At 64.6% G+C, this 26,851-nt stretch carries 24 protein-coding genes and 4 tRNA genes; 19 read left to right on the forward strand and 9 right to left on the reverse strand.

Translation table 11 applies throughout. The features are described 5' to 3' along the window. Positions 1-5: 5 nt before the first annotated feature. Entirely contained in the window at positions 6-467 is a 462-nt protein-coding gene (locus C8N43_RS01950; protein WP_107844009.1) for a peroxiredoxin, read from the reverse strand. A 116-nt stretch (positions 468-583) separates the two neighbouring features. Here C8N43_RS01950 and C8N43_RS01955 point away from each other — a divergent pair, with 116 nt between their 5' ends. Then, complete coding sequence (locus C8N43_RS01955) at positions 584-3,919, forward strand: YhdP family protein (protein WP_107844010.1); 3,336 nt, start codon at positions 584-586, stop codon at positions 3,917-3,919. A 5-nt stretch (positions 3,920-3,924) separates the two neighbouring features. Further along, a complete protein-coding gene (gene queA / locus C8N43_RS01960; RefSeq protein ID WP_107844011.1) occupies positions 3,925-4,974 on the forward strand; it encodes a tRNA preQ1(34) S-adenosylmethionine ribosyltransferase-isomerase QueA in 1,050 nt (349 codons plus the stop codon). A gap of 60 nt (positions 4,975-5,034) precedes the next feature. Here queA and C8N43_RS01965 read toward each other — a convergent pair whose 3' ends face one another. Next, entirely contained in the window at positions 5,035-5,322 is a 288-nt protein-coding gene (locus tag C8N43_RS01965) for a hypothetical protein (protein ID WP_107844012.1), read from the reverse strand. A gap of 282 nt (positions 5,323-5,604) precedes the next feature. On the opposite strand from C8N43_RS01965, the gene C8N43_RS01970 reads away from it, so the two are divergent. The 6 genes from C8N43_RS01970 to uvrA all read left to right on the forward strand — a co-directional run bounded on the left by C8N43_RS01970 (position 5,605) and on the right by uvrA (position 14,121). Beyond that, a complete protein-coding gene (locus tag C8N43_RS01970) occupies positions 5,605-6,900 on the forward strand; it encodes an MFS transporter (protein WP_107844013.1) in 1,296 nt (431 codons plus the stop codon). Between the two features lie 99 nt (positions 6,901-6,999). Further along, positions 7,000-7,575, forward strand: a complete 576-nt coding sequence (locus C8N43_RS01975; protein WP_107844014.1) for a DUF924 family protein — start codon at positions 7,000-7,002, stop codon at positions 7,573-7,575. Positions 7,576-7,581: 6 nt separating this feature from the next. Next, positions 7,582-8,268, forward strand: a complete 687-nt coding sequence (locus tag C8N43_RS01980) for an SGNH/GDSL hydrolase family protein (RefSeq protein WP_107844015.1) — start codon at positions 7,582-7,584, stop codon at positions 8,266-8,268. A 214-nt stretch (positions 8,269-8,482) separates the two neighbouring features. Next, complete coding sequence (lpdA, locus tag C8N43_RS01985) at positions 8,483-9,880, forward strand: dihydrolipoyl dehydrogenase (RefSeq protein WP_107844016.1); 1,398 nt, start codon at positions 8,483-8,485, stop codon at positions 9,878-9,880. A 152-nt stretch (positions 9,881-10,032) separates the two neighbouring features. Beyond that, positions 10,033-11,172: an MFS transporter gene (locus C8N43_RS01990; protein ID WP_107844017.1), complete on the forward strand. Its 1,140-nt coding sequence runs from the start codon at positions 10,033-10,035 to the stop codon at positions 11,170-11,172. A 90-nt stretch (positions 11,173-11,262) separates the two neighbouring features. Then, positions 11,263-14,121, forward strand: coding sequence for an excinuclease ABC subunit UvrA (uvrA, locus tag C8N43_RS01995; RefSeq protein ID WP_107846199.1), 2,859 nt, complete (start codon positions 11,263-11,265; stop codon positions 14,119-14,121). 97 nt (positions 14,122-14,218) lie between these two features. Here the strand turns inward: uvrA and C8N43_RS02000 are convergent, their stop codons facing one another. From C8N43_RS02000 to dddP, 4 genes are all read right to left on the reverse strand, one after another. Beyond that, complete coding sequence (locus C8N43_RS02000) at positions 14,219-14,587, reverse strand: hypothetical protein (protein WP_107844018.1); 369 nt, start codon at positions 14,585-14,587, stop codon at positions 14,219-14,221. A 63-nt stretch (positions 14,588-14,650) separates the two neighbouring features. Next, positions 14,651-15,013 carry an RcnB family protein gene (locus tag C8N43_RS02005; RefSeq protein ID WP_245912881.1) on the reverse strand — a complete coding sequence of 121 codons (363 nt, stop codon included), beginning with the start codon at positions 15,011-15,013 and terminating at the stop codon, positions 14,651-14,653. 87 nt (positions 15,014-15,100) lie between these two features. Beyond that, a complete protein-coding gene (locus tag C8N43_RS02010; protein ID WP_107844019.1) occupies positions 15,101-16,312 on the reverse strand; it encodes a bifunctional alpha/beta hydrolase/OsmC family protein in 1,212 nt (403 codons plus the stop codon). Between the two features lie 153 nt (positions 16,313-16,465). Next, the gene (gene dddP / locus C8N43_RS02015; protein WP_107844020.1) at positions 16,466-17,809 is read right to left on the reverse strand and encodes a dimethylsulfonioproprionate lyase DddP; all 1,344 of its coding nucleotides are present in this window, start codon (positions 17,807-17,809) and stop codon (positions 16,466-16,468) included. Between the two features lie 103 nt (positions 17,810-17,912). On the opposite strand from dddP, the gene C8N43_RS02020 reads away from it, so the two are divergent. From C8N43_RS02020 to C8N43_RS02065, 10 genes are all read left to right on the forward strand, one after another. After that, positions 17,913-18,665 (forward strand): heme-dependent oxidative N-demethylase family protein, encoded by a 753-nt coding sequence (locus C8N43_RS02020; RefSeq protein WP_107844021.1) that lies wholly within the window; start codon positions 17,913-17,915, stop codon positions 18,663-18,665. Position 18,666: 1 nt separating this feature from the next. Then, positions 18,667-19,848 (forward strand): class I SAM-dependent methyltransferase, encoded by a 1,182-nt coding sequence (locus C8N43_RS02025; protein WP_107844022.1) that lies wholly within the window; start codon positions 18,667-18,669, stop codon positions 19,846-19,848. A gap of 93 nt (positions 19,849-19,941) precedes the next feature. Next, positions 19,942-20,361: an HU family DNA-binding protein gene (locus C8N43_RS02030; RefSeq protein ID WP_158269889.1), complete on the forward strand. Its 420-nt coding sequence runs from the start codon at positions 19,942-19,944 to the stop codon at positions 20,359-20,361. 17 nt (positions 20,362-20,378) lie between these two features. Continuing rightward, positions 20,379-20,453, forward strand: a tRNA-Val gene (locus C8N43_RS02035). A gap of 60 nt (positions 20,454-20,513) precedes the next feature. Further along, positions 20,514-21,089, forward strand: coding sequence for a histidine phosphatase family protein (locus C8N43_RS02040; protein WP_107844024.1), 576 nt, complete (start codon positions 20,514-20,516; stop codon positions 21,087-21,089). Positions 21,090-21,133: 44 nt separating this feature from the next. Next, positions 21,134-21,209: transfer RNA gene (locus C8N43_RS02045), tRNA-Val, on the forward strand. A gap of 111 nt (positions 21,210-21,320) precedes the next feature. Continuing rightward, entirely contained in the window at positions 21,321-22,061 is a 741-nt protein-coding gene (locus C8N43_RS02050) for a helix-turn-helix transcriptional regulator (protein WP_158269890.1), read from the forward strand. Between the two features lie 103 nt (positions 22,062-22,164). Further along, on the forward strand, positions 22,165-22,413 hold the full coding sequence (locus C8N43_RS02055; RefSeq protein ID WP_107844026.1) for a hypothetical protein: 249 nt from the start codon (positions 22,165-22,167) through the stop codon (positions 22,411-22,413). A gap of 110 nt (positions 22,414-22,523) precedes the next feature. Next, positions 22,524-22,600, forward strand: a tRNA-Asp gene (locus C8N43_RS02060). A 33-nt stretch (positions 22,601-22,633) separates the two neighbouring features. Then, a tRNA-Asp gene (locus C8N43_RS02065) sits at positions 22,634-22,710 on the forward strand. Positions 22,711-22,829: 119 nt separating this feature from the next. On the opposite strand, the gene mmsB is transcribed toward C8N43_RS02065, so the two are convergent. The 3 genes from mmsB to C8N43_RS02080 are packed head-to-tail and all read right to left on the reverse strand — an operon-like array spanning position 22,830 to position 25,863. After that, positions 22,830-23,699: a 3-hydroxyisobutyrate dehydrogenase gene (mmsB, locus tag C8N43_RS02070; RefSeq protein WP_107844027.1), complete on the reverse strand. Its 870-nt coding sequence runs from the start codon at positions 23,697-23,699 to the stop codon at positions 22,830-22,832. After that, positions 23,696-24,727: an enoyl-CoA hydratase/isomerase family protein gene (locus C8N43_RS02075; protein WP_107844028.1), complete on the reverse strand. Its 1,032-nt coding sequence runs from the start codon at positions 24,725-24,727 to the stop codon at positions 23,696-23,698. The genes mmsB and C8N43_RS02075 overlap by 4 nt, the downstream gene beginning before the upstream one ends. Next, the gene (locus C8N43_RS02080; protein ID WP_107844029.1) at positions 24,724-25,863 is read right to left on the reverse strand and encodes an acyl-CoA dehydrogenase family protein; all 1,140 of its coding nucleotides are present in this window, start codon (positions 25,861-25,863) and stop codon (positions 24,724-24,726) included. Before C8N43_RS02080 ends, C8N43_RS02075 begins: the two co-directional genes overlap by 4 nt. Before the next feature lie 205 nt (positions 25,864-26,068). On the opposite strand from C8N43_RS02080, the gene C8N43_RS02085 reads away from it, so the two are divergent. Continuing rightward, positions 26,069-26,737, forward strand: a complete 669-nt coding sequence (locus C8N43_RS02085; protein ID WP_107844030.1) for a VPLPA-CTERM sorting domain-containing protein — start codon at positions 26,069-26,071, stop codon at positions 26,735-26,737. Positions 26,738-26,851 lie beyond the last annotated feature (114 nt).

The following is a 26,851-nucleotide window of genomic DNA, read 5'->3' on the forward strand; positions in this document are numbered from 1 at the left end:
TGCGATCAAGCGTGTTTGGCCGCCTGCAGCACGTCTGCCACATGTCCGGGCACCTTCACCTTGCGCCATTCGCGCAGCAGCTCGCCGTCGCGCCCGATCAGGAAGGTGGAGCGCTCGATCCCCATGTAGGTCTTGCCGTACATGCTTTTCTCTTTCCACACGCCGTACCGCTCACATACGTCGCTGTCGGCGTCGGAGGCCAGGATCACCCCCAGATCGTGCTTGGCCACGAACTTGTCATGCTTGGCCACGCTGTCCTTGGAGATGCCGACCACCACGCAGCCCGCGGCGGCGAACTCATCGGCCATCTCGGTGAAGCCGATGGCCTGCTTGGTGCAGCCGGGCGTGTCGTCCTTGGGGTAGAAGTAGACCACCACGAGCCGCGGCAGCAGCTCCGACAGGGAGACCTCGCCACCACCGTCGCGGGGCAGCGTGAAGTCGGGGGCGGCGTGACCGAGCTGGGTCATGGAAGTCTCCTTGGATACGCAAAAATGATGTGTATCGCAGGCTAGAGCATTGTATGCAGAGGTAAAGAGCAAGTCGCGCTGTTTCAGGTCCCTGCGCGCGAGACCCAAGAGGTGGCATGGCCGATCACGGCACCCCGCACATAAAGACTGGCCGCCATTCGGCCCTGAAGCGCGAGCGGCGTGTCCGCCCGCGCCCCGGGCCGCTGCGGGTGCTGGCCTCGCTGATCGGGGCCTCGATCACGCTTGTGCTCTTTGCCGTCGCCGTCACGCTTCTGGCGCTGCTGGGGCGCAGCGTGTCCCTGCCGGACTGGCTGGTGGGGGAGCTGGAGACGCGGATCAACAACTCCATCGAGGGTGAGAGCCTGACCTTCGACGGCATCGCCGTGGGGCTGCTGGACGCGGAATACCGCCCGACGCTCGACATCACCGGATTGCAGATATTCAACGCGGGCGGGGAGAGCCTGCTGGCGATGCCGCAGCTGCGCTCCAAGCTCGACACGTCTGAGCTGCTGCTGGGGCGCGTCAAGCTGGAGACGGTGGAGCTGACCGGCGGCAGCCTTGAGCTGGTGCGCGACCGCAGGGGCGAGATCGGGCTGGCGTTTGGGGCCACGATGGGCGGCGGCGAGGTCGAGATCGGCTCGCTGTCGGAGGTACTGGAGCGGGTCGACACGTGGTTTGCCGACCCCCGCCTTGACGAGCTGGAGGATATCGCCGCCGAGGCGCTGTCCCTGCGCCTGACCGACGTGCGCAGCGGCGAGGTGATCGCGGTGGAGCAGGGCCGCCTCAGCCTTGTGAACGCGGCCAATGTCATCACCATGAACCTCAGCTTCAAGCTCGATCAGGACGGCGGCCCGCCCGCCAACCTGGTCTTCGCCGCCGACAAGGCGAAGGGTCTGCAGGGCGCGCGGCTGGTAGGCAAGTTCGAAGACCTCGAAGCGCGCGGTCTCGCCCGGCAGGTGCCGACACTGAACTTTCTCAATGTGCTCGACGCGCCGGTCTCCGGTGCCCTGACCGCCGAGATCGACGAGGAGGGGCAGGTGGCCAGCCTCGCGGGCGCGCTCAACATCGACAAGGGCGTGCTGCAACCAACGCCGCAGGCCAAGCCTGTGCGCTTCAACTCCGCCCGCACCTACGTGCGCTACGAGGCCGCGACGGGCAGGCTGTTCTTCGACGAGATCAATCTCGATGCGCCGGAGCTGCGCCTGCAGGCCACGGGCCACGCCGATTTGCAGGATTTCAACGCGGGCATTCCGCAGACCCTGCTGGGGCAGCTGCGCTTCCGCAACATCCTGCTGGACCCGGAGGGTCTGTTCGAGGCGCCGGTGCGCTTCTCCTCCGGCGCGCTCGATCTGCGCTACAAGCCCACCGCGCTGGAGATGGATGTGGGCCAGCTGCTGCTGCGCGACGAGGGGGTCGAGCTGCTGGCGAAAGGCACCGTGTCGGTGCTGGAGGAGGGCTGGGCCGTCTCGATGGAGGCGGGCATCGACGAGATTGCCCATGCCGAGCTGATGAAGCTGTGGCCGCGCACGGCGGTCGACAAGACCCGCGACTGGCTGATCCGCAACGTGGTCGAGGGGCAGGTGCAAAACGCCGCCGCAGCCCTGCGGGTGCGCCCCGGCGAAAGCACGCGCGCGGCGGTGAGCTTTGATTTCTCGGAGGCGCGCGTGCGCTACCTCAAAAGCCTGCCCGAGGTCGAGAATGCCCGCGGCTTCGCCTCGATCTCGGACACGAGCTTCCACATGAGCTTGCAAAGCGGTGCAATCCCCGTGGGCGATGCGGGGCTGCTGGATGCGGGCGGCTCGTCCATGGTGATCGCCGACATGACCGCCAAACCCTCGCTGGCCGAGTTCCGTTTGGGTCTGACCGGGCCGCTCTCGGCGGCGCTGACGCTGCTCGACCGCAAGCCGTTCGAGTTTCTGTCGAAGTCCGAGCTGTCGCCTGATGTGGCCACCGGCGCGGCGCGGGTGGAGATGGGGCTGACCGTGCCCCTGAAGCGCGACGTCAATGTCGCCGATGTGGCCTTCGACGTGCGCGCGGAGCTGCGCGGTGTGCGCTCCGACACGCTGATCAAGGATCGCCAGCTGGAGGCCGATCTGCTGGTGGTCGAGGCGGGCGATGGCGCGCTGTCCATCGGAGGCAAGGCGCAGCTCGATGGCATCCCCACCGATGTGGTCTGGTCGCGAGAGATCGGCCCGGGCAGCCCGCCGCAAAGCCGCCTGACCGGCACGATGGAGCTGTCCCAACGGGTGCTCGACACGTTCAATGTGGGCCTGCCGCCCGGCAGCGTCAGCGGTCGGGGCACCGCCGCGCTCGACATCCTGCTGGAGCCCGGTGCGGCCCCGGTGGCGGCGCTCAGCTCTGATTTGCGGGGCATTGGCCTGTCGATCCCGGCGCTCGGCTGGTCGAAGCCGCGCGGCGCGGACGGGCTGCTGGAGGTGGAGCTGCTGCTTGGCGCGCAGCCCAAGGTCAATGGCGTCAGCATCCGCACCGCGGGGTTGCGCGGCACCGGCACGGTCGATCTGCGCCCGGGCGGCGGGCTGGAGCGCGCGGTGTTCAACCCTCTGGTGGTGGGTGACCGGCTCAACAGCCGGGTCGAGATCACCGGCCAAGGCGCGAACCGCCCCGTGCGCATCGCGATCCGGGGCGGCACGATTGATATCCGCAAGTTCGGAGTAACAGGCGGGCAGGGCGGCGGGGCGGCCAATGGCCCGCCGCTGGATTTCGCGCTCGACCGGCTTCGGGTCACCGACACGATCACCATCGACCAGTTCCAGGGCAATTTCCGCGGCGGGCGCGGCCTCGACGGCACGTTCAAGGGCAATCTCAACGGTGAGGCGCCGATCACGGGGACCGTGGTGCCGACCGCGCGCGGGCCCGCGGTGCGCATCCAGTCGAACAACGGCGGGCGGGTGATCCGCGCCTCGGGCATTTTCCGCAACGCCAATGGCGGCGACATGACCCTGACGCTGCAGCCCAATGGCAAGCCCGGCCAGTTCGACGGCGCGCTCGATATCAAAAACACCCGGGTCAAGAAGGCCCCGGCGCTGGCCGACCTGCTGTCGGCCATCTCGGTCATCGGGCTGCTGGAGCAGCTGACCGGCGATGGTATCCTCTTTGGCAATGTCGAGGCGCGTTTCCTGTTGACGCCCGACGGCGTGACCCTCAGACGGTCCTCCGCAGTTGGGCCTTCGATGGGGATCACAATGGACGGCATATACAACACGACGACGCGGCGCATGGATATGCGCGGGGTGGTTTCGCCCATCTACGCGGTGAACGGCATTTTCGGCGCGCTGTTCTCGCCGCGCAAGGGCGAGGGCCTGTTCGGCTTCAACTACACACTGCGCGGCTCGGCGGACGCGCCGCAGGTCGGGGTGAACCCGCTGTCGGTGCTGACGCCGGGCATCTTCCGCGAGATCTTCCGCCAGCCGCCGCCCAAGCTGCAGAATTAAGCGCGATGAAGCTGGATGAGTTCGACTTCGCGCTGCCCGAGCAGTTGATCGCCACGCGCCCCGCGGTGCCGCGCTCCTCCGCACGGCTGTTGGTGGCGGGACCTGAGGCGATCGAGGATCGGGTGGTTACCGATCTGCCGGATTATCTGCGCCGGGGCGATCTGCTTGTGCTGAACGACACCAAGGTGATCCCCGCGCGGCTGTTTGGCCACCGGGAGCGCGACGGCAATGTCTCGAAAATGGAAGTGACGCTGCTCTCGCCCACGCCCTCGGGCGATTGGCGCGCGCTGATCAAGCCCTTGCGCAAGGTGCGCGACGGCGAGCGGATCACCTTTGCTGTGGGGCTGGACGCGACAGTCCTTGGCCGCGAAGACGGGCAGGCGGAGCTGAGCTTCAACCTGCAAGGCGCTGATTTTGATGCAGCTTTGGAGATCGCGGGCCAGATGCCACTGCCGCCCTACATTGCCGCCAAACGCGCGGCGGATGCGCGGGACAAGACCGACTACCAGACGGTCTGGGCGCGCGAGACCGGTGCGGTGGCGGCCCCGACGGCCTCGCTGCATTTCGACGCGCCCCTGCTGGAGGCGCTGGCGGCGAAGGGCGTGCAATTCGCTCATGTCACGCTCCATGTGGGGGCCGGGACCTTCCTGCCGGTCAAGGTCGAAGACGTGACCACCCACAAGATGCACGCGGAATGGGGCCATGTGAGCGCCGCGGCGGCGGCTCAGATCAATGCCACGAAAGACGCGGGCGGCCGGGTCATCCCGGTGGGCACCACCGCCCTGCGCCTGATCGAGAGCGCCGCGACGGGACCGGGCCAAATCGCGCCGTGGCAGGGCGAGACGGATATTTTCATCTATCCCGGTTTCGAGTTTCAGGTGGCCGATGGACTGATGACCAATTTCCACCTGCCGAAGTCGACGCTGATGATGCTGGTCTCCGCCTTGATGGGGCAGGATCGCATCCGCGAAATCTACGACCACGCGGTTGCGCAGGCGTACCGCTTCTTTTCCTACGGGGACAGCTCGTTGTTGCTGCCAAACGACGCGCGATAGCCGCCCCAAACGCGCGCCCGGAACCGGACGCGCGTCTCATTCCATAGCGCTGTCAGTGGCTTAGCTGCCGCCATCCGTGCCGTCGGGCAGGGCCACGGCAAGACGGGTGATCGCGTCGAGCGCGGTCAGGCCGTCTTCGCCCGCAGTCTCATACTCGAACAACACGCGGTCGCCCCGGCCCAGATCGGCGGGAAGGCTGATCTCGCCGGGCACTTCCCAGACGGTCTTGTCGGTCAGGACGATGATCCCCGCCTTGCGGTCATATGCCAACACGTGACCTTCGGTCTCGTCGGCAAAGGCAGGCAGGGCGGCCGAAGCGGCCAGGGCCGCGGCAAAAACAATACGCATTAGTCATCTCCAAGAGAGGAAAGCGCTCTGGGCGCGTCATCGCGCTTCGCAGCCGCCGGACGGAGCCTCGCGCCCGGATGCCTGGTAATTGGGGATGCCGCAGGGTCCTACAAGGGCCGCCAAAAAATATTCTTGCCACGTCCCCTTAGAAGAGAGCATGAGGCCAACTTCGACAGCGGGGCTTGTCAGAAACGACGCGATGGTGTCGCGCACGGGCGGGTCGATCTGGCCTCGGGCTTGTAGCGACGGGCAAACGGCGAGCGAGTCGCGAAGGAGCGCAGGATGATCGAGGTTTTCAAATCCGCTTGGGCGCTGCTTTTGGGCATGCTGCTTTTGATGGTGGGCAACGGCCTGCAGGGCTCGCTCATGGGTGTGCGCGGCGGGATCGAGGGGTTTTCGACCTTCGAGCTGTCGCTGATCACGTCCGCCTATTTCATTGGCTTTCTCGGCGGCTCGCGTCTGGCGCCGACCTTCATCCAGCGCGTGGGCCATGTGCGAGTCTTCGCCGCGCTTGGGTCAGTGATCTCGGCAGTGCTGATCCTCTATCCGGCGATTGCCGACCCCTGGGCGTGGATGGTGTTGCGGGTGATCTTCGGCTTCGCGATCTCGGGCGTCTACGTGACCGCGGAAAGCTGGCTGAACAATTCCGCCAGCAACGAGACGCGGGGGCAGGCGCTGTCGCTTTACATGATCGTGCAGATGGCGGGCATTGTGGCGGCGCAGGGCCTGTTGAACGTGGCGGATCCGGCGGGCTACATCCTGTTCGTCATCCCGTCCGTGCTGGTGTCCATCGCCTTTGCGCCGATCCTGCTGTCCGTCTCGCCCACCCCGTCGTTCGGGGCCACGCGTCAGATGAGTTTCCGGGCGCTGTTCAAGGTCTCCCCGCTGGCGGTTGTGGGCATGTTGCTTCTGGGCTCGGTCTTCTCGGCGCAGTTCGGCATGTCGGCGGTCTACGGCTCCGAGGCGGGGTTGAGCGTCGCGCAGATCTCGATCTTCGTGTCGTCGATCTTCATCGGCGCGCTGGTGCTGCAATATCCCATCGGCTGGATCTCGGACCGGGTGGACCGTCGGATGTTGATCCTGGTCGTCTCTGCGCTGGCGGCGGGGGCGGCGCTGGTGGCGTTCCTGTTTGACAGCAACTTCACCGTGCTTCTTGCCTGCGCCTTCGTGATCGGGGGGATGACGAACCCGCTCTATGCGCTGCTGATCGCCTACACCAACGACTACCTCGAGCCCGAGGACATGGCCGGGGCCTCCGGCGGGTTGTTGTTCATCAACGGGCTGGGTGCGATCGGCGGCCCGATCATTACCGGTTGGCTGATGACCACGATTGGTCCCAAGGGGTTCTGGCTGATCATCCTCGCGACCATGGCGGCGACGACGCTCTACGCGGCCTACCGCATGACGCAGCGCCCATCGGCCTACAGCGACGAGGAGGATTACGACGCCGTGTCCTACGCCCCGGTTGGCATGGGATCGACCGCGGTCATGGTCGAGGCCGCGCAGGAATATTACGTGGAAACCGCCGAAGAAATGGCCGAGGCGGCCGAAGAGGACACAGATGGCGGGACAAAGTAACCACTTTCCCCGAAAAGCCTTGCGAAGCCGCCGCGCGGTTGTAACACTTTATTAAGACTGCGGGGGCGCGTGTTGTGTTTGGACTGGGGAGTAGGAACCATGTCAACGCCTGAGGAGGTCCTGGCCTATTGGCTCGATGAGCAGGGGCCAGAGGGGTGGTATCAGGGCGGTGAGGCGCTCGATGCCGAGATCCGCGACTTGTTCGAGCCGCTCTGGCACCGCGCGATGGAGGGCAGCCTGTCGCTCTGGATGACCTATCCGTCGGGCGTGCTGGCCTACCTGATCCTGACCGACCAATTCCCGCGCAACATGTTCCGTGACACGCCAAAAGCCTTTGCCTCGGACAAGCTGGCTTTGGCGGTGGCCAAATGCGCCATCGGCAAGGATTGGGACATGACGATCGACCCGCCCGCGCGGCAGTTCTTCTACATGCCGCTGATGCATTCCGAGAGCACGACCGATCAGGACCGCTGCGTGCGGCTGTTCCTGACCCGCATGCCCGAGAGCGAGAGCAATCTGCTCCACGCCAAGGCCCACCGGGAAGTGATCCGCAAATTCGGGCGTTTCCCCTTCCGCAACGCGGCGCTAGAACGGCGTACGACGAAACCCGAGACCGAGTTCATGGAACAAGGTGGCTATGGGGCCACTGTGAAATCGATCCAAGCTGCCGAGTAGGCCACGATGAATAATTTGATGCGGGGGCTGCTGCTGTCCCTGGCCCTTCTGGGCATGTCTGCGAGCGCGCAGGCCAAGCAGGATATTCTTGTCATCGGCGACAGCATGCTGGAGTGGCAAAAGATCTTCAACGCCTCCATCCCGGACGTGCTGGCGCGCGAGACGGAGCGCGCGGTGGACAACCGCGCGGCTTCTGGCGCGAAGTTTTACCTGTCCGGCGCCGGGACCAACCCGCGCAGCGTTATCCCCGCGCAGTACGAGGCGGGCGACTGGAATTGGGTGCTGGTCAATGGAGGCGCGAATGATTTGCTGACCAAATGCGGCTGCCGCAAATGCGACGCGGTGCTGGACCGGCTGATCTCGCGGGATGGCCAGCGTGGCATTGTGCCGGACCTGGTGCGCAAGATCCGCGCCGACGGGCCGCGGGTGATGATGGTGGCCTATTACGAGGGCAACGCACGCCGCAACCTGTTCTCGCGTTGCGCCGCGCCGCTGCGCGAGATGGTGCAGCGCCAGCTGAAGCTCGCCCGCGCCGAGCGGGGCATCGAGATGGTGCGGATAAAATCTGCGATCAACCCGAAGAACCGCTCGCATTTCGCCATCGACGGCATTCACCTGTCGCGCAAGGGGACGAACCGGGTGGGCATTTTGCTGGCCAGAACGCTCGAGATGCTGGAGAAGCGCGGCTCCTGATGTGAGCAAGGCCCATCGATGGGCCTTGGGCCACGGGATTTCCAAATCCCGTGCCATGCGCCTTTGAAGGCGCATCAGAAACGCGCGTCGACGCGCGTTCCCCCAGTCATGCAGCCCGCGCATACGGGGGTGGCAGAATAGCGCGTTGCGCAGCGTCAACCGACAAAGTAGTTTAGCTTTAAACTAATTTTCTGACCTTCCCGGGAGAGACCACATGGCCGCAAAATCCTTCGATATGATCGTCATCGGCGCAGGCCCCGGCGGCTACGTGGCCGCCATCCGCGGCGCGCAGCTGGGCCTGAGCGTGGCGATCGTGGAGCGCGAACATATGGGGGGCATCTGCCTCAACTGGGGCTGCATCCCGACCAAGGCGATGCTGCGCTCCTCCGAGGTGTTCCACCTGATGCACCGCGCCAAGGATTTCGGCCTGAAGGCCACCGGCATCGACTACGATCTGGACGCGGTGGTGAAGCGCTCGCGTGCGGTCGCGGGTCAGCTGTCCGGCGGCATCGGTCACCTGATGAAAAAGAACAAGATCACCACGGTGATGGGCGAAGCGACGCTCACCGGCAAAGGCAAGGTGTCGGTCAAGACCGACAAGGACACCGAAGAGCTGACCTCGAAGAACATCGTGCTGGCCACCGGTGCGCGCGCGCGCGAGTTGCCGGGGCTGGAGGCCGACGGCGATCTGGTCTGGACCTACAAGCACGCGCTTACGCCCAAGCGTATGCCCAAGAAGCTGCTGGTGATCGGCTCCGGCGCGATCGGGATCGAGTTCGCCAGCTTCTACAATACCCTGGGCTGTGACACGACCGTGGTTGAAGTGATGGACCGCATCCTGCCGGTCGAAGACGCCGAAATATCCGCCTTCGCCAAGAAGAGCTTCGAGAAGCAGGGCATGAAGATCATGGAGAAGACCATGGTCAAGCAGCTCGACCGGGGCAAAGGCAAGGTCACCGCGCATATTGAGGCGGGCGGCAAGGTCGAGAAGGTCGAGTTCGACACCGTGATCTCCGCCGTGGGGATCGTCGGCAATGTCGAGAACCTGGGCCTTGAAGAGCAGGGCGTGAAGATCGACCGCACTCATGTCGTTGTGGACGAGTATTGCCGCACCGGGGTCGAGGGGCTTTACGCCATTGGCGACATCGCGGGTGCGCCGTGGCTGGCGCACAAGGCGTCCCATGAAGGCGTCATGGTGGCCGAGCTGATCGTAGGCAAGAACAACGTGCACCCGGTGCGCCCTGAAAGCATCGCAGGCTGCACCTATTGCCACCCGCAGGTGGCCTCCGTCGGGTTCACCGAGGAGAAGGCGAAAGAGGCGGGCTACAAGATCAAGGTCGGACGCTTCCCTTTCATCGGCAACGGCAAGGCCATCGCCCTGGGCGAGCCGGAAGGCATGGTGAAGACCATCTTCGACGAGAAAACCGGCGAGCTGCTGGGCGCTCATATGGTCGGCGCGGAAGTGACCGAAATGATCCAGGGCTACGTCGTGGGCCGCACGCTGGAGACCACCGAGGAAGACCTGATGAACACGGTCTTCCCGCATCCGACCCTGTCGGAAATGATGCATGAAAGCGTGCTCGACGCCTATGACCGGGCCATCCACTTCTAGGCGGCTGTTACCACATTGAGCCGCGCTGTGCGCGCGGCGCGCGATTTTTGATTTGGCGCGTGAGGGAGACCTTGCGCGCCATTTTTTTACCCGCGTGCAATTTGCGCGCGGCGGCGGTTGACGCCCCCGCGCCAGAGGCGCAGGAGTGCGCCATGGACACGCCCGCCCGCACGAACTGGACCCTGGTGATGGCCCTGCTGGTGGCGGGGCTGTTTTCGGCTGCGCAATTCGGCAAGCTGACCCTGACATTGCCTGTGTTGCAGCAGGTCTATGCGGAAGGTGGCGCCTTTGTGCCGGTGCTGATCTCCATCGTCGGCATGGTGGGGATTGCTCTCGGGGCCGTCGCGGGATCGGTGGTCGCGCGCGTGGGTGTGACCCGGGCGCTGATCGGCGCCTTGCTGGCGGGGGCGGCACTGTCGCTGGTGCAGGCGAGCCTGCCGGGCATCTGGGTTTTCGCGGGACTGCGCGTGCTCGAAGGGGTCTCGCATCTGGCCATCGTGGTCGCGGCCCCGACATTGATCGCGTCCGTCTCGTCCGAGGCGGACAGGCCAGTGACCATGGGCATCTGGGCGGCCTTCTTCGGCATCGCCATGGCGATCATCGCCGCCGCCTTGCCCTTCCTGTTGCCGCTGGGCGGCTTGCCCGCGGTTTTCATCGCCCACGGGGTCGGCATGGCTGTGATGGCGGTGATCCTGCTGCCGCTTTTGCCCAAGGGGCTGCAAGTCGAGCCCCGGCCGGTGTCGTATCTCGAAGAACACCGCATCATCTATTCCACCCCGAAGCTGCTGATCCCGGGGGCGGGGTTCGTGTGGTACACGATGCTCTATATTGCGCTGCTGGCGGTGTTGCCGCTGGCGCTCGGGCTGCCTGTTTGGGTGATCACGGCGCTGCCGCTGATCTCGATCGCGGGCACGATAGCGGGGGGCATCATCGCCAAGCGCATGACGCCATCGCGGCTGGTGACCATCGGCTTCGCGCTGACTATCGCGGCGAGTGGCCTCGTCTGGGTCTTCAGCGCGCAACTCTGGCCGCTGTTTGTGCTGTTCAGCGTCATGGCGCTGATCCCCGCGGGCAGCTTCGGGGCGATCCCGTATTTCAACGAAAGCATCACCGACCGTGCGCGGGCCACGGGGGGTATCGCGCAGCTGGGCAATGTCGGCACGACGCTGGGCACGCCGATCTTCGTGCTGGTCTTTGACGGCGCAGGACTGGGCGCGGTGTGCGCGCTGATTGCCGTCTTTTGCGCCATCGGCATCGCTGCAACGCAGACTCTGCGCCTACGGATCAAATAAACCTGTGGATGTTCTATTAATGTTCCGTTAGGAGGGTGGAATGTCCCGGGCGCGGGCTTATCTCTGGCGCAACCATTTGTGGGGATGATCATGGCCGAGCTGAAGAACATCGAAGTGCGTGGCGCGCGCGAGCACAACCTCAAAGGCATCGACGTGGATATCCCCCGCGACCAGCTGGTGGTGATCACCGGGCTGTCGGGCTCCGGCAAGTCCTCGCTGGCGTTCGATACGATCTACGCCGAGGGGCAGCGCCGCTATGTCGAAAGCCTGTCGGCCTATGCGCGCCAGTTCCTCGACATGATGGAAAAGCCCGATGTGGATCATATCGCGGGGCTGAGCCCGGCGATTTCCATCGAGCAGAAGACGACCTCGAAAAACCCGCGCTCCACCGTCGGCACCGTGACCGAGATTTACGACTACATGCGCCTGCTGTTCGCGCGTGTCGGCACGCCCTATTCCCCCGCCACCGGCAAGCCCATCGAGGCGCAGCAGGTCCAAGACATGGTCGACCGGATCATGGCGATGGAGGAGGGCACCCGCGGCTACCTGCTGGCCCCGATCATCCGCGACCGTAAGGGCGAGTACCGCAAGGAATTCATGGAGCTCGCGAAGCAAGGCTTCCAGCGCGTCAAGGTCGACGGCGAGTTCTACGAGCTGGAAAGCCCGCCGACGCTCGACAAGAAGTTCCGCCACGACATTGACGTGGTGGTGGACCGCATCGTCGTGCGCGAGGGGCTGGAGACGCGGCTGGCCGACAGCTTGCGCACTGCACTTGATCTGGCCGACGGCATCGCGATCCTCGAGACCGCACCGAAGGACGCGGAGCCCGAGCGCATCACGTTTTCCGAGAAATTTGCCTGCCCCGTCTCTGGCTTCACCATCTCAGAGATCGAGCCACGGCTGTTTTCCTTCAACGCGCCGTTCGGGGCCTGCCCGGAGTGCGACGGGCTTGGGGTCGAGCTGTTCTTCGACGAACGCCTCGTGGTGCCGGACCAGACGCTCAAGCTCTACGACGGGGCGCTGGCGCCGTGGCGCAAGGGCAAGTCGCCCTACTTTCTGCAAACGATCGAGGCCATTGCCAAGCATTACGAGTTCAACAAGAACACACCTTGGAAGGACCTTGACGCCCATGTGAAGCAGGTCTTCCTGTATGGCTCGGGCGACGAGGAAATCCCGTTCCGCTACGACGAAGGCGGGCGCGTCTATCAGGTGACCCGCAGCTTCGAGGGCGTGATCCCCAACATGGAGCGCCGCTACCGCGAAACGGATTCGAGTTGGATTCGCGAAGAGTTCGAGCGCTACCAGAATAACCGCAAATGCCATGTCTGCGACGGCTACCGCCTGCGCCCCGAAGCGCTGGCCGTGAAGATCGCCGGACTGCATGTGGGCCAGGTGGTCGAGATGTCGATCCGCGAGGCGTTTGACTGGTGCGAAAGCGTGCCCGCAGCGCTGAGCAAGCAGAAGAACGAGATCGCCCGCGCGATTCTAAAGGAAATCCGCGAGCGGCTGGGGTTCCTGAACAATGTGGGCCTCGAATACCTGACCCTGTCGCGCAACGCAGGCACGCTGTCAGGCGGCGAGAGCCAGCGCATCCGGTTGGCCTCGCAGATCGGCTCTGGCCTGACCGGGGTGCTTTATGTGCTCGACGAGCCGTCGATTGGCCTGCACCAACGCGACAATGACCGGCTGCTGACGACGCTGAAAAATCTGCGCGACCAAGGCAACACGGTGATCGTGGTGGAGCATGACGAAGAGGCGATCCGCGAGGCGGATTATGTCTTCGATATTGGCCCGGGGGCAGGTGTGCATGGCGGCGAGGTTGTGGCCCACGGGACCCCGGCGGAGGTCGCCGCCAGCGGCTCAATCACCGGCGACTACCTGACCGGCGTGCGCGAGATCCCGATTGGCGAGAAGCGCCGCAAGGGCAACAAGAAGAAACTGACCGTGGTCAAGGCGAGCGGCAACAACCTGCAAAACGTCACCGTCGATTTCCCGCTGGGCAAGTTTGTCTGCGTGACCGGCGTGTCCGGCGGGGGCAAGTCCACACTGACCATCGAGACGTTGTTCAAGACTGCTTCCATGACGCTGAACGGCGCGCGGCAGACGCCCGCGCCCTGTGAGACCATCAAAGGCCTGGAGCATCTCGACAAGGTGATCGACATCGACCAGCGCCCGATCGGGCGAACACCGCGCTCGAACCCGGCGACCTATACCGGCGCCTTCACGCCCATCCGCGATTGGTTCGCCGGGCTGCCCGAGGCCAAAACCCGCGGCTACAAGCCCGGCCGGTTCAGCTTCAACGTCAAGGGTGGGCGCTGTGAGGCGTGCCAAGGCGACGGCGTGATCAAGATCGAGATGCACTTCCTGCCGGATGTCTACGTGGAATGCGAGACCTGCAAGGGCGCGCGCTACAATCGCGAGACACTGGAGGTGAAGTTCAAAGGCAAGAGCATCGCCGACGTGCTGGATATGACCGTCGAGGACGCGCAGGAGTTCTTCAAGGCGGTGCCGTCGATCCGCGAGAAGATGGACGCGCTGATGCGCGTGGGTCTGGGATACATCAAGGTGGGCCAGCAGGCGACGACCCTGTCTGGTGGCGAGGCGCAGCGGGTGAAGCTCAGCAAGGAACTCGCGAAGCGCTCCACGGGCCGCACGCTCTATATCCTCGATGAGCCGACAACGGGTCTGCATTTCGAGGACGTTCGCAAGCTGTTGGAAGTGCTGCATGAGCTGGTGGAACAAGGCAACTCTGTGATCGTGATCGAGCACAATCTCGACGTGGTGAAGACTGCGGACTGGATCATCGATATCGGTCCGGAGGGCGGCGATGGCGGCGGCACGGTGGTAGCGACCGGCACACCCGAGAAGGTGGCAGAGGTCGAAGGCTCGCACACGGGGATGTATCTCAAGCCGATGCTTGGCGCGAAAAAAAAGATCGCGGCGGAGTAGCCTTTGAACGGCGCCAGACTTTCAGGGAAAGTCTGGTCCAAATCCTCCCAGAGGATTTGTGCGCAATTTCTTCATAAGAAATTGCGACGCTGCGAGGTCAGAGCGCGTCGTAAATGACCTTGGTAATCAGGCGCGTCTCGGTGTCGATGCGGACGGCATCATTGCCCGCGCGCACGTAGCGCTCACCGGCGGGGGCGGGCTCAAGCCCGAACTGATCCGGCGAGGCGATGGGCGGTAGGCGCTGCACCAGCGTCTCGCCGACAGTCAGCAAATCGGTCCCGGTCGTCTCGCTTGGCGCCAGTTGCTCGGCCAAGGTCGCGGACAGGCAGCTTTGATAGGTCTGGGTATCGGTCCCGTCGCACTCCACCGCATCAAGCCGCGGGGTGTCGGTCAGGGTGGATTGCGCGGTCGCAAGCTGCGGCGCAAGCACAAGGGCGGCCAGGGTCAAAAGGCGGGGCAGGGGCATCGGGCATGTCTCCGGATCAGATAAGCATTGGGGCAAAAACGCGCCCGGCCGCGCCCCGGTTCCCTAGTTGCTCACCCGGCTCAGCACCGCAATCACATCCAGCACGCGCCGTGTGTCATCATCGACGGCGATGATCGTGTCGCCAAGCCGGTAGTAGCTTTGACCGGGGTCGAGCCGGGGCAGGCCAAATCGCCCGTAATCGCGCAAAATGCGCCCGTCACCGGTGTAGCGGTCGCCGCGCTGGAGCCCTTGCTTTTTGGCCAGCCCGGGCGGCACGCAGGCCGGGCTTTTCTTCGCGAGCCCCGGTGGGCAGTGGGATTGAGCCTGTGCGCCACGCAGCTTGTTCTTCTTGAAGGGCTTGTCCTTGGCCAAGGCCGGGCTTGCGGCAAGGGTCAGGGTGATTGCGGAGATGAGGATCGCGCGCATATGGGCCTCCATTGGCTTGGGCGACCAGAATACACAAGCGCGGCGCAGCACGATAGCCAGAGCAGGTTGGAGGTGGCGGGCTTTCGCTCAGTCCTCGACCAGCTCGGTTTCGATCCGCGCCCCGGTCTCCAGCGTCTTGTGCACCGGGCAGCGGTCGGCAATCTCCATCAGCCGCGCGCGCTGCGCGGGGTCAAGATCCCCTTCGAGGTGGATCTTGCGGCTGAAGTGATCGATCCGCGAGAGACCGTCTGTGTCCTGCGCATGCACCGCGTTATGGGTCACGTCGACGCGCACGCCGGACAGGGGCCACTTCTTGCGCCGCGCATACATGCGGATTGTCATCGAGGTACACGCGCCAAGGCCCGAGGCCAGCAGCCCGTAGGGCGACATACCCTTGTTGGTGCCGCCATAGGCCAGCGGCTCGTCGGCCTGCACATGGTGATGGGGACCCGCTTGCACGTCTTGCAGGAAGCCATCGGGATCAGCCTCGGTCACGCGAACCACGCCCTCCGGCGCACCGATCGGCGGTGCGGGCGGGCGCAGGTCGAGATATTTGGAAGCCCAGGCGCTAATCACCTCGGCGGCATATTCCGCGTCCTGCGGGCGGGTGATCAGATGGTCCGCGTCGCACAGCGTCACGAAGCTTTTGGGATGTTTGGCGTGCATGAAGATCTGCGTGGCGTTCTCGACACCCACGGTCTTGTCCAAAGGCGCGTGGAGCACGAGGAGCGATTTTTTCATGCCCTTGATGCTGTCGGCGAGGTTCTCCGCCGCGACATTTTCGACGAAATCGCGGCCAATGCGCACCGGGCGTCCGCCCAGATTAACCTCGCCGACGCCCTTGGCGGAAATCTCGTCGAGCGCATCGTTGAAATTATGCGTCACATGGCCGGGATCGAACGGCGCGCCGATGGTCACGACGGCCTTGGCGCTTTCGATCTGCGGCGCGGCCTTCAGGATCGCGGCCCCGCCCAGCGAATGCCCGATCAGCAGGGTCGGGGCCTTGCCGATGCTCGCCAGATGCTCGGACGCGAGCAGCAGGTCCTGTACGTTCGAGCTGAAGGTCGTGTTCTCGAACTCGCCTTCGGAATGGCCAAGCCCGGTGAAATCAAAGCGCAGCACCGCGATGCCCATGCCTGCGAGCCGCTGCGAGATGCGCTTGGCGGCGGGGATGTCCTTGGAGCAGGTGAAGCAATGCGCAAACAGCGCGGTGGCCAGATGCGGGCCTTCGGGCATGTCGAGCCGAGCCGCCAGGGCGGCGCCGGAATGGCCTTCGAATGTGATGCGTTCCATGCCCATTTTGGGGCTCCTACGGCTGCGGTGGTCTGTACAGGGATGGGCATGCGCCGGCGTCAACGCAAGCTTGGCGGCGGCGATGTCACGGGATGGTGAGCAAACGTGTCGGAATATTTCGCCCTGGGCGACAGACGGCACACGCTTCCGTGTTCCGTGTCAGCTTATGCCCATCAGCCGCGGGTCCATCGGATAAAACGTCAGGTCCTCGTAGCCGTCCTCGGTGATCAGCACCTGATCCTCCAGCTTGATCGAGAAGTCGCCGCCGACTTCGCCCACCAGCGCCTCGACACACAGCGTCATGCCGGGCTGCAGCACATGGTCCCACGCACCTTTGACATGCTTGTCGGGGTAGGCCACCAGCGGCCACTCATCGCACAGGCCGACACCATGCATCAGGCAGCTGTATTTCTGCTGTTGGTACTTGTCATGCAGCACATGGGTGCCCGCGACCAGCTCGTCGATGCTGATGCCGGGGCGCAGCATCTGCTTGTTGGTCTCGATATGCTCGACCGAATGCTTCATCGCCTCGATCATGTCGGGGCGCGGGGCGTCGTCGCCAATCCACCAGGTCCGCGAGATGTCGCAACAGATGCCGTAGGGGCCGATCAGATCGGTGTCAAAGGCCAGGATTTCGTTGTCCTGGCACTCCCGCGGGCCGCATTCCTGAAACCACGGGTTCGTGCGCGGGCCAGAAGCCAGCAGCCGCGTCTCGATCCACTCGCCGCCACGCTTGATATTCTCGGCATGGAGCACCGCCCAGACGTCATCTTCGCTGACGCCGCCCTTGGGGATCTCGGTGCGGGCGAAGTCTTCCATCACATACATCGCCGCCTCGCAGGAATGGCAGGCGAGCCGCATGGCGAGGATCTCGTCGGGGCCTTTGATGGAGCGGGACATCTCGGTCACTTCCTCGCCCTCGTGTACCTCGAAGCCGCGGGCTTCCAGCGCGCGCAGGCCCGCGACCATGATCTTGTCCACGGCGAGGCGTTTGTTGTCGCCCGCATGGGCGCGCATCAGCTCTTCCACCTGCGCTGTGAAGCTATCGGCCGCCGCGTCGGTTTTGTCGCCGGTCGAGAAGTAGAACATCGACGCCCCCGAGCGGCGCTCGCGCACCAGCGGGTTGAATTCCGACAGGAACGGCGCGTTTTTGTAATCCCAGATCACCATGTAGCCATCGGCGCACAGCAGCACGGCCCGGAACGGGTTGTGGGTGTTCCATAGCTGCATGTTCGTGCTGTCGGTGGCGTAGCGGATGTTGAGAGGGTCGAACATCAGCAGCCCGCCCAGATCGCGGTCGACGATATGCTGGGTCAGGCGCTTCCAGCGAAACTCCCGCATCGCGTCGAGATCGGGCAGGGCGAAGCCCGCCTCTTCCCATTCGCGGAAGGCCAGCAGGGTCGGGCCGATCTCCACCCGGTCCTTGTCGTTCGGGCTACCATCGGGCAGCGCCGCGCCCTTGCTGGGGTCGATCTTTCGCGTGTCGCGGTAATGTGTGTTCATGGCGGGCCTCCCTTCCCTGATGCCAGCCTGCGCCGGGGAAGGGGCCGCGCGCCCGCGCGAAAACGGCATGGAACATGTCGATTTTGGGTGCTTAAAGGGGGGCATGGAGCCGATTTTGCAATCCGCGCTGCCGCAAGCGCCCTGGATGGAAGAGCGCACCCGCCGCCTGCCGGGGGTGGTGCCGCTGGCCTATGCCGACTGGCTGCAGGTGGATGACGCCTACGGGGCGCAGCTGGCCTACAAGGCGCAGCTTTTGCGGGACCGGCGCGAGACGGTGCTGCAGATGCGCGCGGACGCCTTGCCTGCCGCGCAGGAGCTGTTGGAGCTGGCGTTGGCCCACGCGCCCGAGGGCATTGCGGATGCGCCGATTGACCGGGACGCGCCGCTGGAGACGCTCTCGCGGCTGTTCCAGGAAGATTTCGTGATCCTGCAAAAGCAGGGCGATCGCCACATCCTGACGGCGGCGCTTTTGTGCTTCCCGGCCTCGTGGTCGCTGGCGGAGAAGTTCGGCAAGCCGCTCACCGCGATCCACGACCCGGTGCCGGAATATGACGCCGCCATCGCGCGCTCGGTCGAGCGAATGTTTACCGTCCTGCGCCCCGAGCAGCCGCTGATGCGGATGAATGCGCTGGTCTATGCCGATCCCGATCTGCATCACCCGCAGCGCGGCTCTGACATTAAGCGCGCGGCAGGCCATCGCGGCTTTATCCGGTCGGAGCGACAGTGCATGGTGCGCCTGCCCACGACCGGGGCGGCGATGTTCTCGATCCACACCTATCTGGTGCGCGAGGCCGATCTGACACCGGCGCAGGCGGACAGCCTTGCCGCGCATCCCATCATCCACGAGGGGTTCTGAGATGTCGGACGTCAAAGCCCAGTACGAGGCGTTCCCCTATCCCGAACGCGACCCGGCGGATGAGAAGAAGCGCCTGATCACCGGCTCGCCCTCCCACCCGTTGGAGCTGGATCACCACCTGTTCGGCGGCCTGCGGGACTGGTCCAAGGGGACCCGCATTCTGGTGGCGGGCGGCGGCACGGGTGATGCGCTTATTCAACTTGCACAAGTGCTGACAAGTGCCCGGAAAGACTATGAAATCACCTATATCGACCTGTCGGAAGCCTCGCGTGAGATCGCCGAGGCGCGGGCGCGGGTGCGGGGGCTGAAGAATATCACCTTCGTCACCGGCAGCCTGCTGGATGCGGGCCACTATGGTCCCTTCGACTACATTGATTGCTGTGGCGTGCTGCATCACCTGCCCGAGCCGCAGACGGGGTTTGACGCATTGGCATCCGCGCTTGCGCCCGGCGGCGGGCTGGGCCTGATGGTCTACGCGCCCTACGGCCGCGCCGGGGTCTACCCGCTGCAACAGGCATTCGGCGCGCTGACCGCCGGGCTGTCGCCCAAGGCGCAGCTGGATGCGGCCAAGGTGATGTTTGATAAATTGCCCGACGGCCACCCGTTCAAACGCAACCCGCATCTGGTGGACCACAAACAAAGCGACGCGGGCTTCTACGACCTGCTGCTGCATTCCCAGGACCGCCCGTACCGCATTGACGAGCTGGCTCAGACACTGGGGCAGGCGGGGTTGCAGATCGTGGGCGTGCCGCAGCCCTATCTTTATGATCTGGAACGGTTTTCCGAGCGCGGTGATCTGACCGGGATCGAGGCGATGGCGCTGGCCGAAAAGCTCGACGGGACGATCAAGACGCATGTGGTCTACGCCGCCGGGTCGGAGCCTCCGACACCCGGCGCGACCAACGAGGCGGTGCCGCATCTGCGCGGGGTCGCGGGGCCAGCGCTCGCCAAGCGCGTGGCGGCGGGCGGGGCCGTGCCGGTGACGCTGAACGGGGTGAAGCATGAGGTCCAACTGCCGAAAGCCTCTGCCGCGATCCTGGCGGGGATCGATGGGCGGCGCGATACTGCGGCGCTGAAGAAGGGCTGCGGGCTTGACGGGCTGGGCTGGGCCGCGACATGGCCTCAAACCACCCGCATGTTGGATCAGTTCGGATTGCTGCTCTATTCCCGCCTGTTGGCGTAATTCCACACTATTTCCTTTTTGGAAACAATCTTGTGGTAGCAGCGCAAGCGAGCAGGTAGGCTCCGACAAAACGACCTTATGGGACAGGGACCAATGGCCACCAAACCGACCACCAAGACCAAAACGAAGCGCTCCAAGACGCTGGCCGCAAGCAAGACGCCGACCGCAGCGGCCAAGACCGCGCCGAAGGCGAAGGTTGTCGCGACGAAAGCACCTGCGACGGCGCCGGACGTGCCGGGGATGGACCCGCTGACCAAGAAAGAGCTGGTCGAACGCATGGTGGCCCAGAGCGGCATGAAAAAGGGCGACGCCCGCCGCGCGCTGGAAGCGACGATGGGGGTGATCGCCGGGGCGCTGCGCGAAGGGCGCGACATGAACCTTCCGCCCTTGGGCAAGATCAAGATCGCCCGCAGCAAGGAGACGCCCAATGGCAAGCTCGTTGTGCTGCGCGCCAAGCTGAAAGAGCCGGGCGGGGCGGCGCCAAAAGACCCTCTTGCAGAGGCCGCCGAGTAACGCTAAATCCCCCGCACGGGTGATTAGCTCAGTGGTAGAGCGCTTCGTTCACATCGAAGATGTCAGGAGTTCAAATCTCTTATCACCCACCAGTTTCAGGCGCGCCCCGCGGTTTCCGCTGAGGGCGCGCTTCTCGTCTCACGGGGGCGGCAATGACCTATCCAGAGCTTCTGATCCTGCGCCATGGCGAGACCGAATGGAATCTCGAGGGCCGGATGCAGGGCCATCTGGACAGCCCCTTGACCGCGCGCGGACGAGCGCAGGCGCGCAGGCAGGGTGAAATCCTATCCGGCTTTGACCTGGGGGCTTTCACGCTGATGAGCAGCCCGTTGGGGCGCACCCGGGCCACGGCGCAGATCGTGTTGCCGGAGGCGGCTCTGGCGCGCTTGAGCACCGATGCGCGCCTGCGTGAGATCGACGTCGGAGACTGGGCCGGGCAAATCCGCGCCAAGTTGACCCCCAGCCGGATCACCGAATTTACCCCGGATGGGGCGCTTGCGAAGTATGATAGCGCGCCGGGCGGCGAAGGGTTCGAAGGGCTGGCCGCGCGCTGCGCAGCTCTGCTTGACGCGCTTGAGGGTCCGCATCTGATGATCACCCATGGGGTGACCAGCCGCATGCTGCGCGCGCTCTATATGGGACTTCCGCCGCGCAGTCTGGGGGAATTGCCGGGCGGGCAGGGGGTTGTGTTCCACATGGTGCGCGGGCACCAAATCCGGCTCGAATAGGGCTTGCGCGCACAGACCGACCTCCGCTATCTAGGCGCCCGGACGGGTCGTTAGCTCAGTTGGTAGAGCGCTTCGTTTACACCGAAGATGTCGGGAGTTCGAGCCTCTCACGACCCACCATCTCCTCTTTTGTCGTACACGATGATGACGTCGCTGAACGAGCGTTTGAGCTTTCGCCGCAGGTGCGGTATCCTGCGCACAAATTTAAGTCGCGACGAGAGGTGCTCCCGCGTGACGCTTGAAGACTTTTTGACCCGATTGGCCGGGATTGAGACGGCCGATGCTCTCTGGACCCTGATCCTTGATTTTGCCCATGACGCCGGGTTCAAACTGGTGAGCTATCATCATTTCGACATGGCCGAGGACGGGGCGAGCCGCGAGACGGCGATCCAGACCGATGGTTTTCCACGCGAATGGGTGTGCCATTACATCGACGACGCGCTGTCCATGGTGGACCCGATCCCCATAGCGGCGGTGATGTCTACCGAGCCGTTTTTCTGGAGCGATGTCGGCGAGCGGATGACCCTGACCGCGCATAACTCGGCCTATCTCGACGAACTGCTGGCGGCGGGCCTTGGCGACGGGATTGCGATGCAGGTTTTCGGGCCGCTCTTGCGCAACGGCTATTTCGGGTTGGGCTTCGGTGGCCCGCGCCGGGAGATGGAGCAGTCGGAAATTCGGGCGATCCAGGTGGGACTGCAAGCGGCGCATCTGCGCTACTGCAGCCTGGTGCCGCGCGCGATCGAAGGCGGGCAGCTCAGCCCGCGCGAGGCGCAGGTGCTGGAACTGGTGGCCATCGGGCGATCCAATGGGGAGGTCGCGGCGGCCCTCGGAGTGTCGCGCAGCACGGTCGATACGCTGATGAAGCGGATATTCGTGAAGCTCGATGTCGATGACCGCACGACCGCCGCGATCAAGGCCATCGGGGCCGGGCTGATTTCGCTGTCGCGCAACCCGGCCCACGAAAAATAGATTTCCGGTCTGACGTTACGTCACGTCCCACATCTGCGGGACAGACAGGGACGTTTTGGTGGCCCATTTAGCCCGCAGAGTTCATGTGCAGGGGAGTGTCACGGTGGAAACGTTGAAAATCAAGGCTCTGGCGGCGGATATCAAGAGCCATGTGGACGACGTCTACAGCCTCAGCGATGCGGGCCTCCAGCCCGAGGCCACCGCCGAACTGGTCGAGCAGGCGTCGCGCATCGTCGAGGTCAGCGCCTATCTTCTGGCGCGCTCCGAGTTGGGGCAGCCGGTCACCGAATTGATGCTGATCTCCAGCCGCCTGGAACACCTGGCGCAGCATCTTGCCGGTGTCGCGGCCTGAGGCAGCACGGCGCGTGCGGAAAATTCGCACGAACCCTCGCATCGTCGCTTGACGGGGCCGGGACGGGGCCATAATACCCTCCCACGCCTGAGAGATCAGACGTGCAGCGGGCGGTTGTAGCTCAGTTGGTTAGAGTACCGGCCTGTCACGCCGGGGGTCGCGGGTTCGAGCCCCGTCAACCGCGCCACCGCTGCACTTTCGACACTTCCAGGCGCGATGCGCGGTTGTAGCTCAGTTGGTTAGAGTACCGGCCTGTCACGCCGGGGGTCGCGGGTTCGAGCCCCGTCAACCGCGCCACTTTTCCCCAGACCGGATCCAAATGTGCGCTGACGCGCGCGCGAACTGTTTGTGCTCTTGGGAGGTTTCACCTCCCGCCGCACGGGCCTCCCACCAGAGTATTTCCGACCACATGGAGACTAGCTACGCCTGCGCGACACGAAGCGGGGCAGCATGGCGGAGAAGTCGCGTCCGGCCCCGTCCTCGTGTTCGACGAACTCTGCGTAAAGCTCGGTCGCGCGCGCGCCCATGGGGGTGTCGGCATCGCTTGCCTCCGCCGCCTGCTGGCTCAGGCGCAGGTCTTTCAGCATCAGATCCGCCGCGAAGCCGGGCTTGTAGTCATTGTCGGCGGGGCTTTCGGGGCCCACGCCCGGGGCCGGGCAATAGGCGTTCATCGTCCAGGAATAGCCCGAGGAGGTCGAGACCACGTCAAACATCTTCTGGCGGTCGAGGCCGAGCTTGTCGGCCAGCGCGAACGCCTCGCAGGTGCCGATCATGGTGACGCCGAGGATCATGTTGTTGCAGATCTTGGCCGCTTGCCCATTGCCGGACGGGCCGCAATGCACGGCCTTCTGGCCCATGATGTCGAAGAGCGGTTTGACGGTGGTGAATGCTTCGTCGGAGCCGCCGGCCATGAAGGTCAGCGTCCCGGCCGACGCCCCGCCGATGCCGCCCGAGACGGGTGCGTCAACCGCGTGGAGGCCAGCGGCCTGCGCCTTGTCGGCCACCGCGCGGGCGCTGTCGACATCAACCGTGGAGCAATCGAGCAAGGTCGCGCCCTGCGCCATCGCCGGGATGATCTCGTCGGCCACGGCCCGCAGGATCGTGCCGTTGGGCAACATGGTGATGACGACATCCGCGCCTGTTGCGGCCTTGGCGGCGGAGCCTGCCATGGTGAGGCCCTGCGGCGCTGCGACCGTGTCAAAGCCCACCACCTCGTGTCCCGCTTGCGCGAGGTTCGCGGCCATCGGCGCGCCCATGTTTCCAAGTCCAATGAAGCCGATTTTCATGGCATATCCTCCCAGTTGAGCGCCTCGGATCCGAGCGGCAGCAGCATTTGCGCCACCTCGATATCCTTGACCTTGTCCGGACCCTCATGCGCCCATTTGGGCTGGCGGTCGCGGTCGATGATCGCGGCGCGGATGCCCTCGATGAAGTCGCCCTGGGCCACGGCGCGATAGGTATAGCGGAATTCCTGATCGAGCGCCTGCCGGATCGAACGGGCGCCGCGCAGCCGGTGGGTGATCTCGACACTGCAGGCCATGGCGAGCGGCGCGTTGCGGCCGATCGCCTTGAGCGCGTGGGCGGTGAACTCGGTCTGCTCGGAGGCCAGAGAGCGCAGGATGTCGGCGAGGGTCTCGCCGCTGAAATGGTAGTCGATCTGCGGGCGTAGGGCCTGCAGCGTGCCTTCGGGCGGGATCGCGGTCAGGTCGGGGATCTCGCCGGTCTGCACGAGCTGCGCCTTGAGCGCGCCCCACTCGGCCTCCGGCAGATAGGCATCGGCAAAGCCCGCGTAGATCGCATCCGCAGGGCCCATGCGGGTGGCGGTGGTGCCGAGATATTCGCCCAAGCGCCCGGGAGCCAGCGCCAGCATCAGCGAGCCGCCCACATCGGGTACCAGCCCGATGCCGCATTCGGGCATCGCGATCTGGGAGCTGTCGCCGACGATGCGGTGGGTGCCGTGGCAGCCGACGCCGACGCCGCCCCCCATGGTGAAGCCCTGCAGGAAACTGACCACCGGCTTGGGATACTCGAAGATCTTGGCGTTCAGCCGATACTCGTCGCGCCAGAACCTTCGGCCATAGTCCAGATCGCCCTCTTGCCCGCTCTTGTACATATCCGCGATGTCGCCGCCGGAGCAGAAGGCGCGGTCGCCTTCGGCGTCGAGCAGAACGAGGTCGATATCGGCGCCGCGCCAATCATCCAACGCCGCCTCGATCGCAAGCACCATGTCATAGGTCAGCGCGTTCAGCGCATCGGGGCGCTGCAGCGTGATGCGCCCGGCGCAGCCTTCGATGCGGATCGAGATGTCGCTCATGCGGCGATCATGCCGCGGGCGGTGATCATGCGCATGATCTCGTTGGTGCCTTCGAGGATCTGATGCACGCGCAGGTCACGGGCGAGCTTCTCGATCCCGTAATCGGCGAGGTAGCCGTAGCCGCCATGGAGTTGCAGGCAGTCGTCAACGACCTTCGATCCGGCCTCGGTGACGAATTTCTTGGCCATGGCGCAGTGGCGGGCGGCATCCGGCGCGCCGGTGTCGAGCTTCCACGCGGCCTGGCGCAGGAAGGTGCGGGCGGCTTGCAGCTCGATCTCCATATCGGCAAGGCGGAATTGCAGCGCCTGGAACTGGTTGATCGGTTTGCCGAAGGCGTGGCGCTCGGCCATATAGGCCAGCGTCTTGTCGAGCGCGGATTGCGCAGCCCCCAGCGAGCAGGCCGCGATGTTGAGCCGCCCGCCGTCAAGGCCCTGCATCGCATAGGTGAAGCCGCGCCCCTCATCGCCGAGCAGGTTTTCGGACGGGATCTTGCAGCCGTCGAGCTGCACCTGCCGCGTGGGCTGGGCGCGCCAGCCCATCTTGTCCTCGAGACCACCGAAAGACAGCCCGTCCGCACCGTCCTCGACGATGACGGCAGAGATGCCCTTGGGCCCGTCCTCGCCGGTGCGCGACATGACGATATAGGCGTCCGAATAGCCGCCGCCGGAGATGAAGGCCTTGGTGCCGGTGAGCGTGTAGCCCTCGTTGGTCCGCTCCGCGCGGGTCTTGAGCGCTGCGGCGTCGGAGCCGGATCCGGGCTCCGTCAGGCAGTAGGAGAAGAACGTCTCCATCGTGAGCGCGCGGTCGAGGAACTTGTCCCTGAGCGCGTCGGAGCCGTTCTTGTCGATCATCGCCGCGCACATGTTGTGGATCGAAAGGAACGCCGCGACCGAGGGGCAGGCATGCGACAGGGCCTCGAACACCAGCGTCGCGTCGAGCCGTGACAACCCCGAGCCGCCGCTGTCTTCCGAGACGTAGAGCCCGCCGAAACCCAGCTCCGCCAGTTTGGGCCAAAGCGCCTTGGGGATGTGTTCGTCCTTTTCCCACTGCAAGGCAAAGGGCGCGATGTGCTCGTCGCCGAAGGCTTTGGCCATGTCGAAGATGGCGGTTTGTTCTTCTGAGAGGGCGAAGTCCATGTGATCCTCGGGGCTGGGCGTGCGGGCAGGAATTGAACGCCGGTGCAAATAACCACCGATCGAGAGGGCGGGCAAGCTGCCAAGGGATGCATTCGTCGCAAAATTCCCCGCGAAGTTGACGTCGGGTCCGCCTCTGCACGGCTTGTGCGTCGGTGCTGGGTTCTGGTATCAAAGATGAACGGAAAATTAACGTAGTGAGTATCCGATGAACTTCTTTGCAGGCGCCCTCGTGACCGCAGCCCTTTCAGTAGGTGCTACGCTGGCGGCACAGGCCACGACCGTTACCTTCGATTTCGCGAGTGCTTCGGAGAACTCCGGGTACTTCCAGCGCGCCTCGAAGTTGTCCTTTGAGAAGGACGGCCTTGATCTTGACGTGTCGGCCCATGGCTATGTCACGCCGCAGAACGAAGGCGACGAGCTGAACGCCTGGACGTCTTTGAAAGTCACCCGTCAAAACAGCTATGGGCTTTATATTTATAGCTATTGGGGCGATGATCACCGGGTTGACGGGCACTGGAACGAGGCTCTGAAATTCGACTTCAACGGCTCTGATGTGTCGATCGCTTCGATCCGCTTCGGCAGCTACGGCTCCAACGATGTATTCGATCTGTTCGTGGGCGATAACGGTCAACTCCTGTACGAAGGCTCGAACGAAGTTGCCACTTGGGTGCACCTCGATACCGAGACATCTTCGCTCTTCGCCATCGGCGCATCCGAGAACCATTCGGCCTTCAAAGTGAAGAAGCTGGTGGTGAATGTGGCCGAGCCCGACGACAACGAGCCGGAGCCCGTACCGCTGCCTGCGGGGGGTGTTTTGCTGCTGACGGGCCTCGCAGCCCTCGTTGCGCGCCGGAAATTGGGGCGTTCTGCGTAAAAACACCGTTTCCACCTGAATTACAAAAGCGCGGTCCCACGGGGGCCGCGCTTTTTCGTTGTGCACCATGATGTGGCGAACCTGACGCCACGCGCAGGACGGGGCGTCAGGTTG

The sequence above is a fragment of the Litoreibacter ponti genome (assembly GCF_003054285.1).
Classification (GTDB): Bacteria; Pseudomonadota; Alphaproteobacteria; order Rhodobacterales; family Rhodobacteraceae; genus Litoreibacter; species Litoreibacter ponti.

What these genes read in the sequence shown, in the direction of transcription:
- C8N43_RS01955 (WP_107844010.1), top strand. Translation starts at nt 584, where the DNA reads ATGGCCGATCACGGCACCCCGCACATAAAGACTGGCCGCCATTCGGCC.
- uvrA (WP_107846199.1), top strand. Translation starts at nt 11,263, where the DNA reads ATGGCCGAGCTGAAGAACATCGAAGTGCGTGGCGCGCGCGAGCACAAC.
- C8N43_RS02080 (WP_107844029.1), bottom strand. Translation starts at nt 25,863, where the DNA reads ATGGACTTCGCCCTCTCAGAAGAACAAACCGCCATCTTCGACATGGCC.
- mmsB (WP_107844027.1), bottom strand. Translation starts at nt 23,699, where the DNA reads ATGAAAATCGGCTTCATTGGACTTGGAAACATGGGCGCGCCGATGGCC.
- C8N43_RS02000 (WP_107844018.1), bottom strand. Translation starts at nt 14,587, where the DNA reads ATGCCCCTGCCCCGCCTTTTGACCCTGGCCGCCCTTGTGCTTGCGCCG.
- C8N43_RS02085 (WP_107844030.1), top strand. Translation starts at nt 26,069, where the DNA reads ATGAACTTCTTTGCAGGCGCCCTCGTGACCGCAGCCCTTTCAGTAGGT.
- lpdA (WP_107844016.1), top strand. Translation starts at nt 8,483, where the DNA reads ATGGCCGCAAAATCCTTCGATATGATCGTCATCGGCGCAGGCCCCGGC.
- C8N43_RS01970 (WP_107844013.1), top strand. Translation starts at nt 5,605, where the DNA reads ATGATCGAGGTTTTCAAATCCGCTTGGGCGCTGCTTTTGGGCATGCTG.
- C8N43_RS01975 (WP_107844014.1), top strand. Translation starts at nt 7,000, where the DNA reads ATGTCAACGCCTGAGGAGGTCCTGGCCTATTGGCTCGATGAGCAGGGG.
- C8N43_RS02025 (WP_107844022.1), top strand. Translation starts at nt 18,667, where the DNA reads ATGTCGGACGTCAAAGCCCAGTACGAGGCGTTCCCCTATCCCGAACGC.
- queA (WP_107844011.1), top strand. Translation starts at nt 3,925, where the DNA reads ATGAAGCTGGATGAGTTCGACTTCGCGCTGCCCGAGCAGTTGATCGCC.
- dddP (WP_107844020.1), bottom strand. Translation starts at nt 17,809, where the DNA reads ATGAACACACATTACCGCGACACGCGAAAGATCGACCCCAGCAAGGGC.
- C8N43_RS02030 (WP_158269889.1), top strand. Translation starts at nt 19,942, where the DNA reads ATGGCCACCAAACCGACCACCAAGACCAAAACGAAGCGCTCCAAGACG.
- C8N43_RS01965 (WP_107844012.1), bottom strand. Translation starts at nt 5,322, where the DNA reads ATGCGTATTGTTTTTGCCGCGGCCCTGGCCGCTTCGGCCGCCCTGCCT.
- C8N43_RS02020 (WP_107844021.1), top strand. Translation starts at nt 17,913, where the DNA reads ATGGAGCCGATTTTGCAATCCGCGCTGCCGCAAGCGCCCTGGATGGAA.
- C8N43_RS01980 (WP_107844015.1), top strand. Translation starts at nt 7,582, where the DNA reads ATGAATAATTTGATGCGGGGGCTGCTGCTGTCCCTGGCCCTTCTGGGC.
- C8N43_RS02010 (WP_107844019.1), bottom strand. Translation starts at nt 16,312, where the DNA reads ATGGGCATGGAACGCATCACATTCGAAGGCCATTCCGGCGCCGCCCTG.
- C8N43_RS02005 (WP_245912881.1), bottom strand. Translation starts at nt 15,013, where the DNA reads ATGCGCGCGATCCTCATCTCCGCAATCACCCTGACCCTTGCCGCAAGC.
- C8N43_RS02040 (WP_107844024.1), top strand. Translation starts at nt 20,514, where the DNA reads ATGACCTATCCAGAGCTTCTGATCCTGCGCCATGGCGAGACCGAATGG.
- C8N43_RS01950 (WP_107844009.1), bottom strand. Translation starts at nt 467, where the DNA reads ATGACCCAGCTCGGTCACGCCGCCCCCGACTTCACGCTGCCCCGCGAC.
- C8N43_RS02075 (WP_107844028.1), bottom strand. Translation starts at nt 24,727, where the DNA reads ATGAGCGACATCTCGATCCGCATCGAAGGCTGCGCCGGGCGCATCACG.
- C8N43_RS01990 (WP_107844017.1), top strand. Translation starts at nt 10,033, where the DNA reads ATGGACACGCCCGCCCGCACGAACTGGACCCTGGTGATGGCCCTGCTG.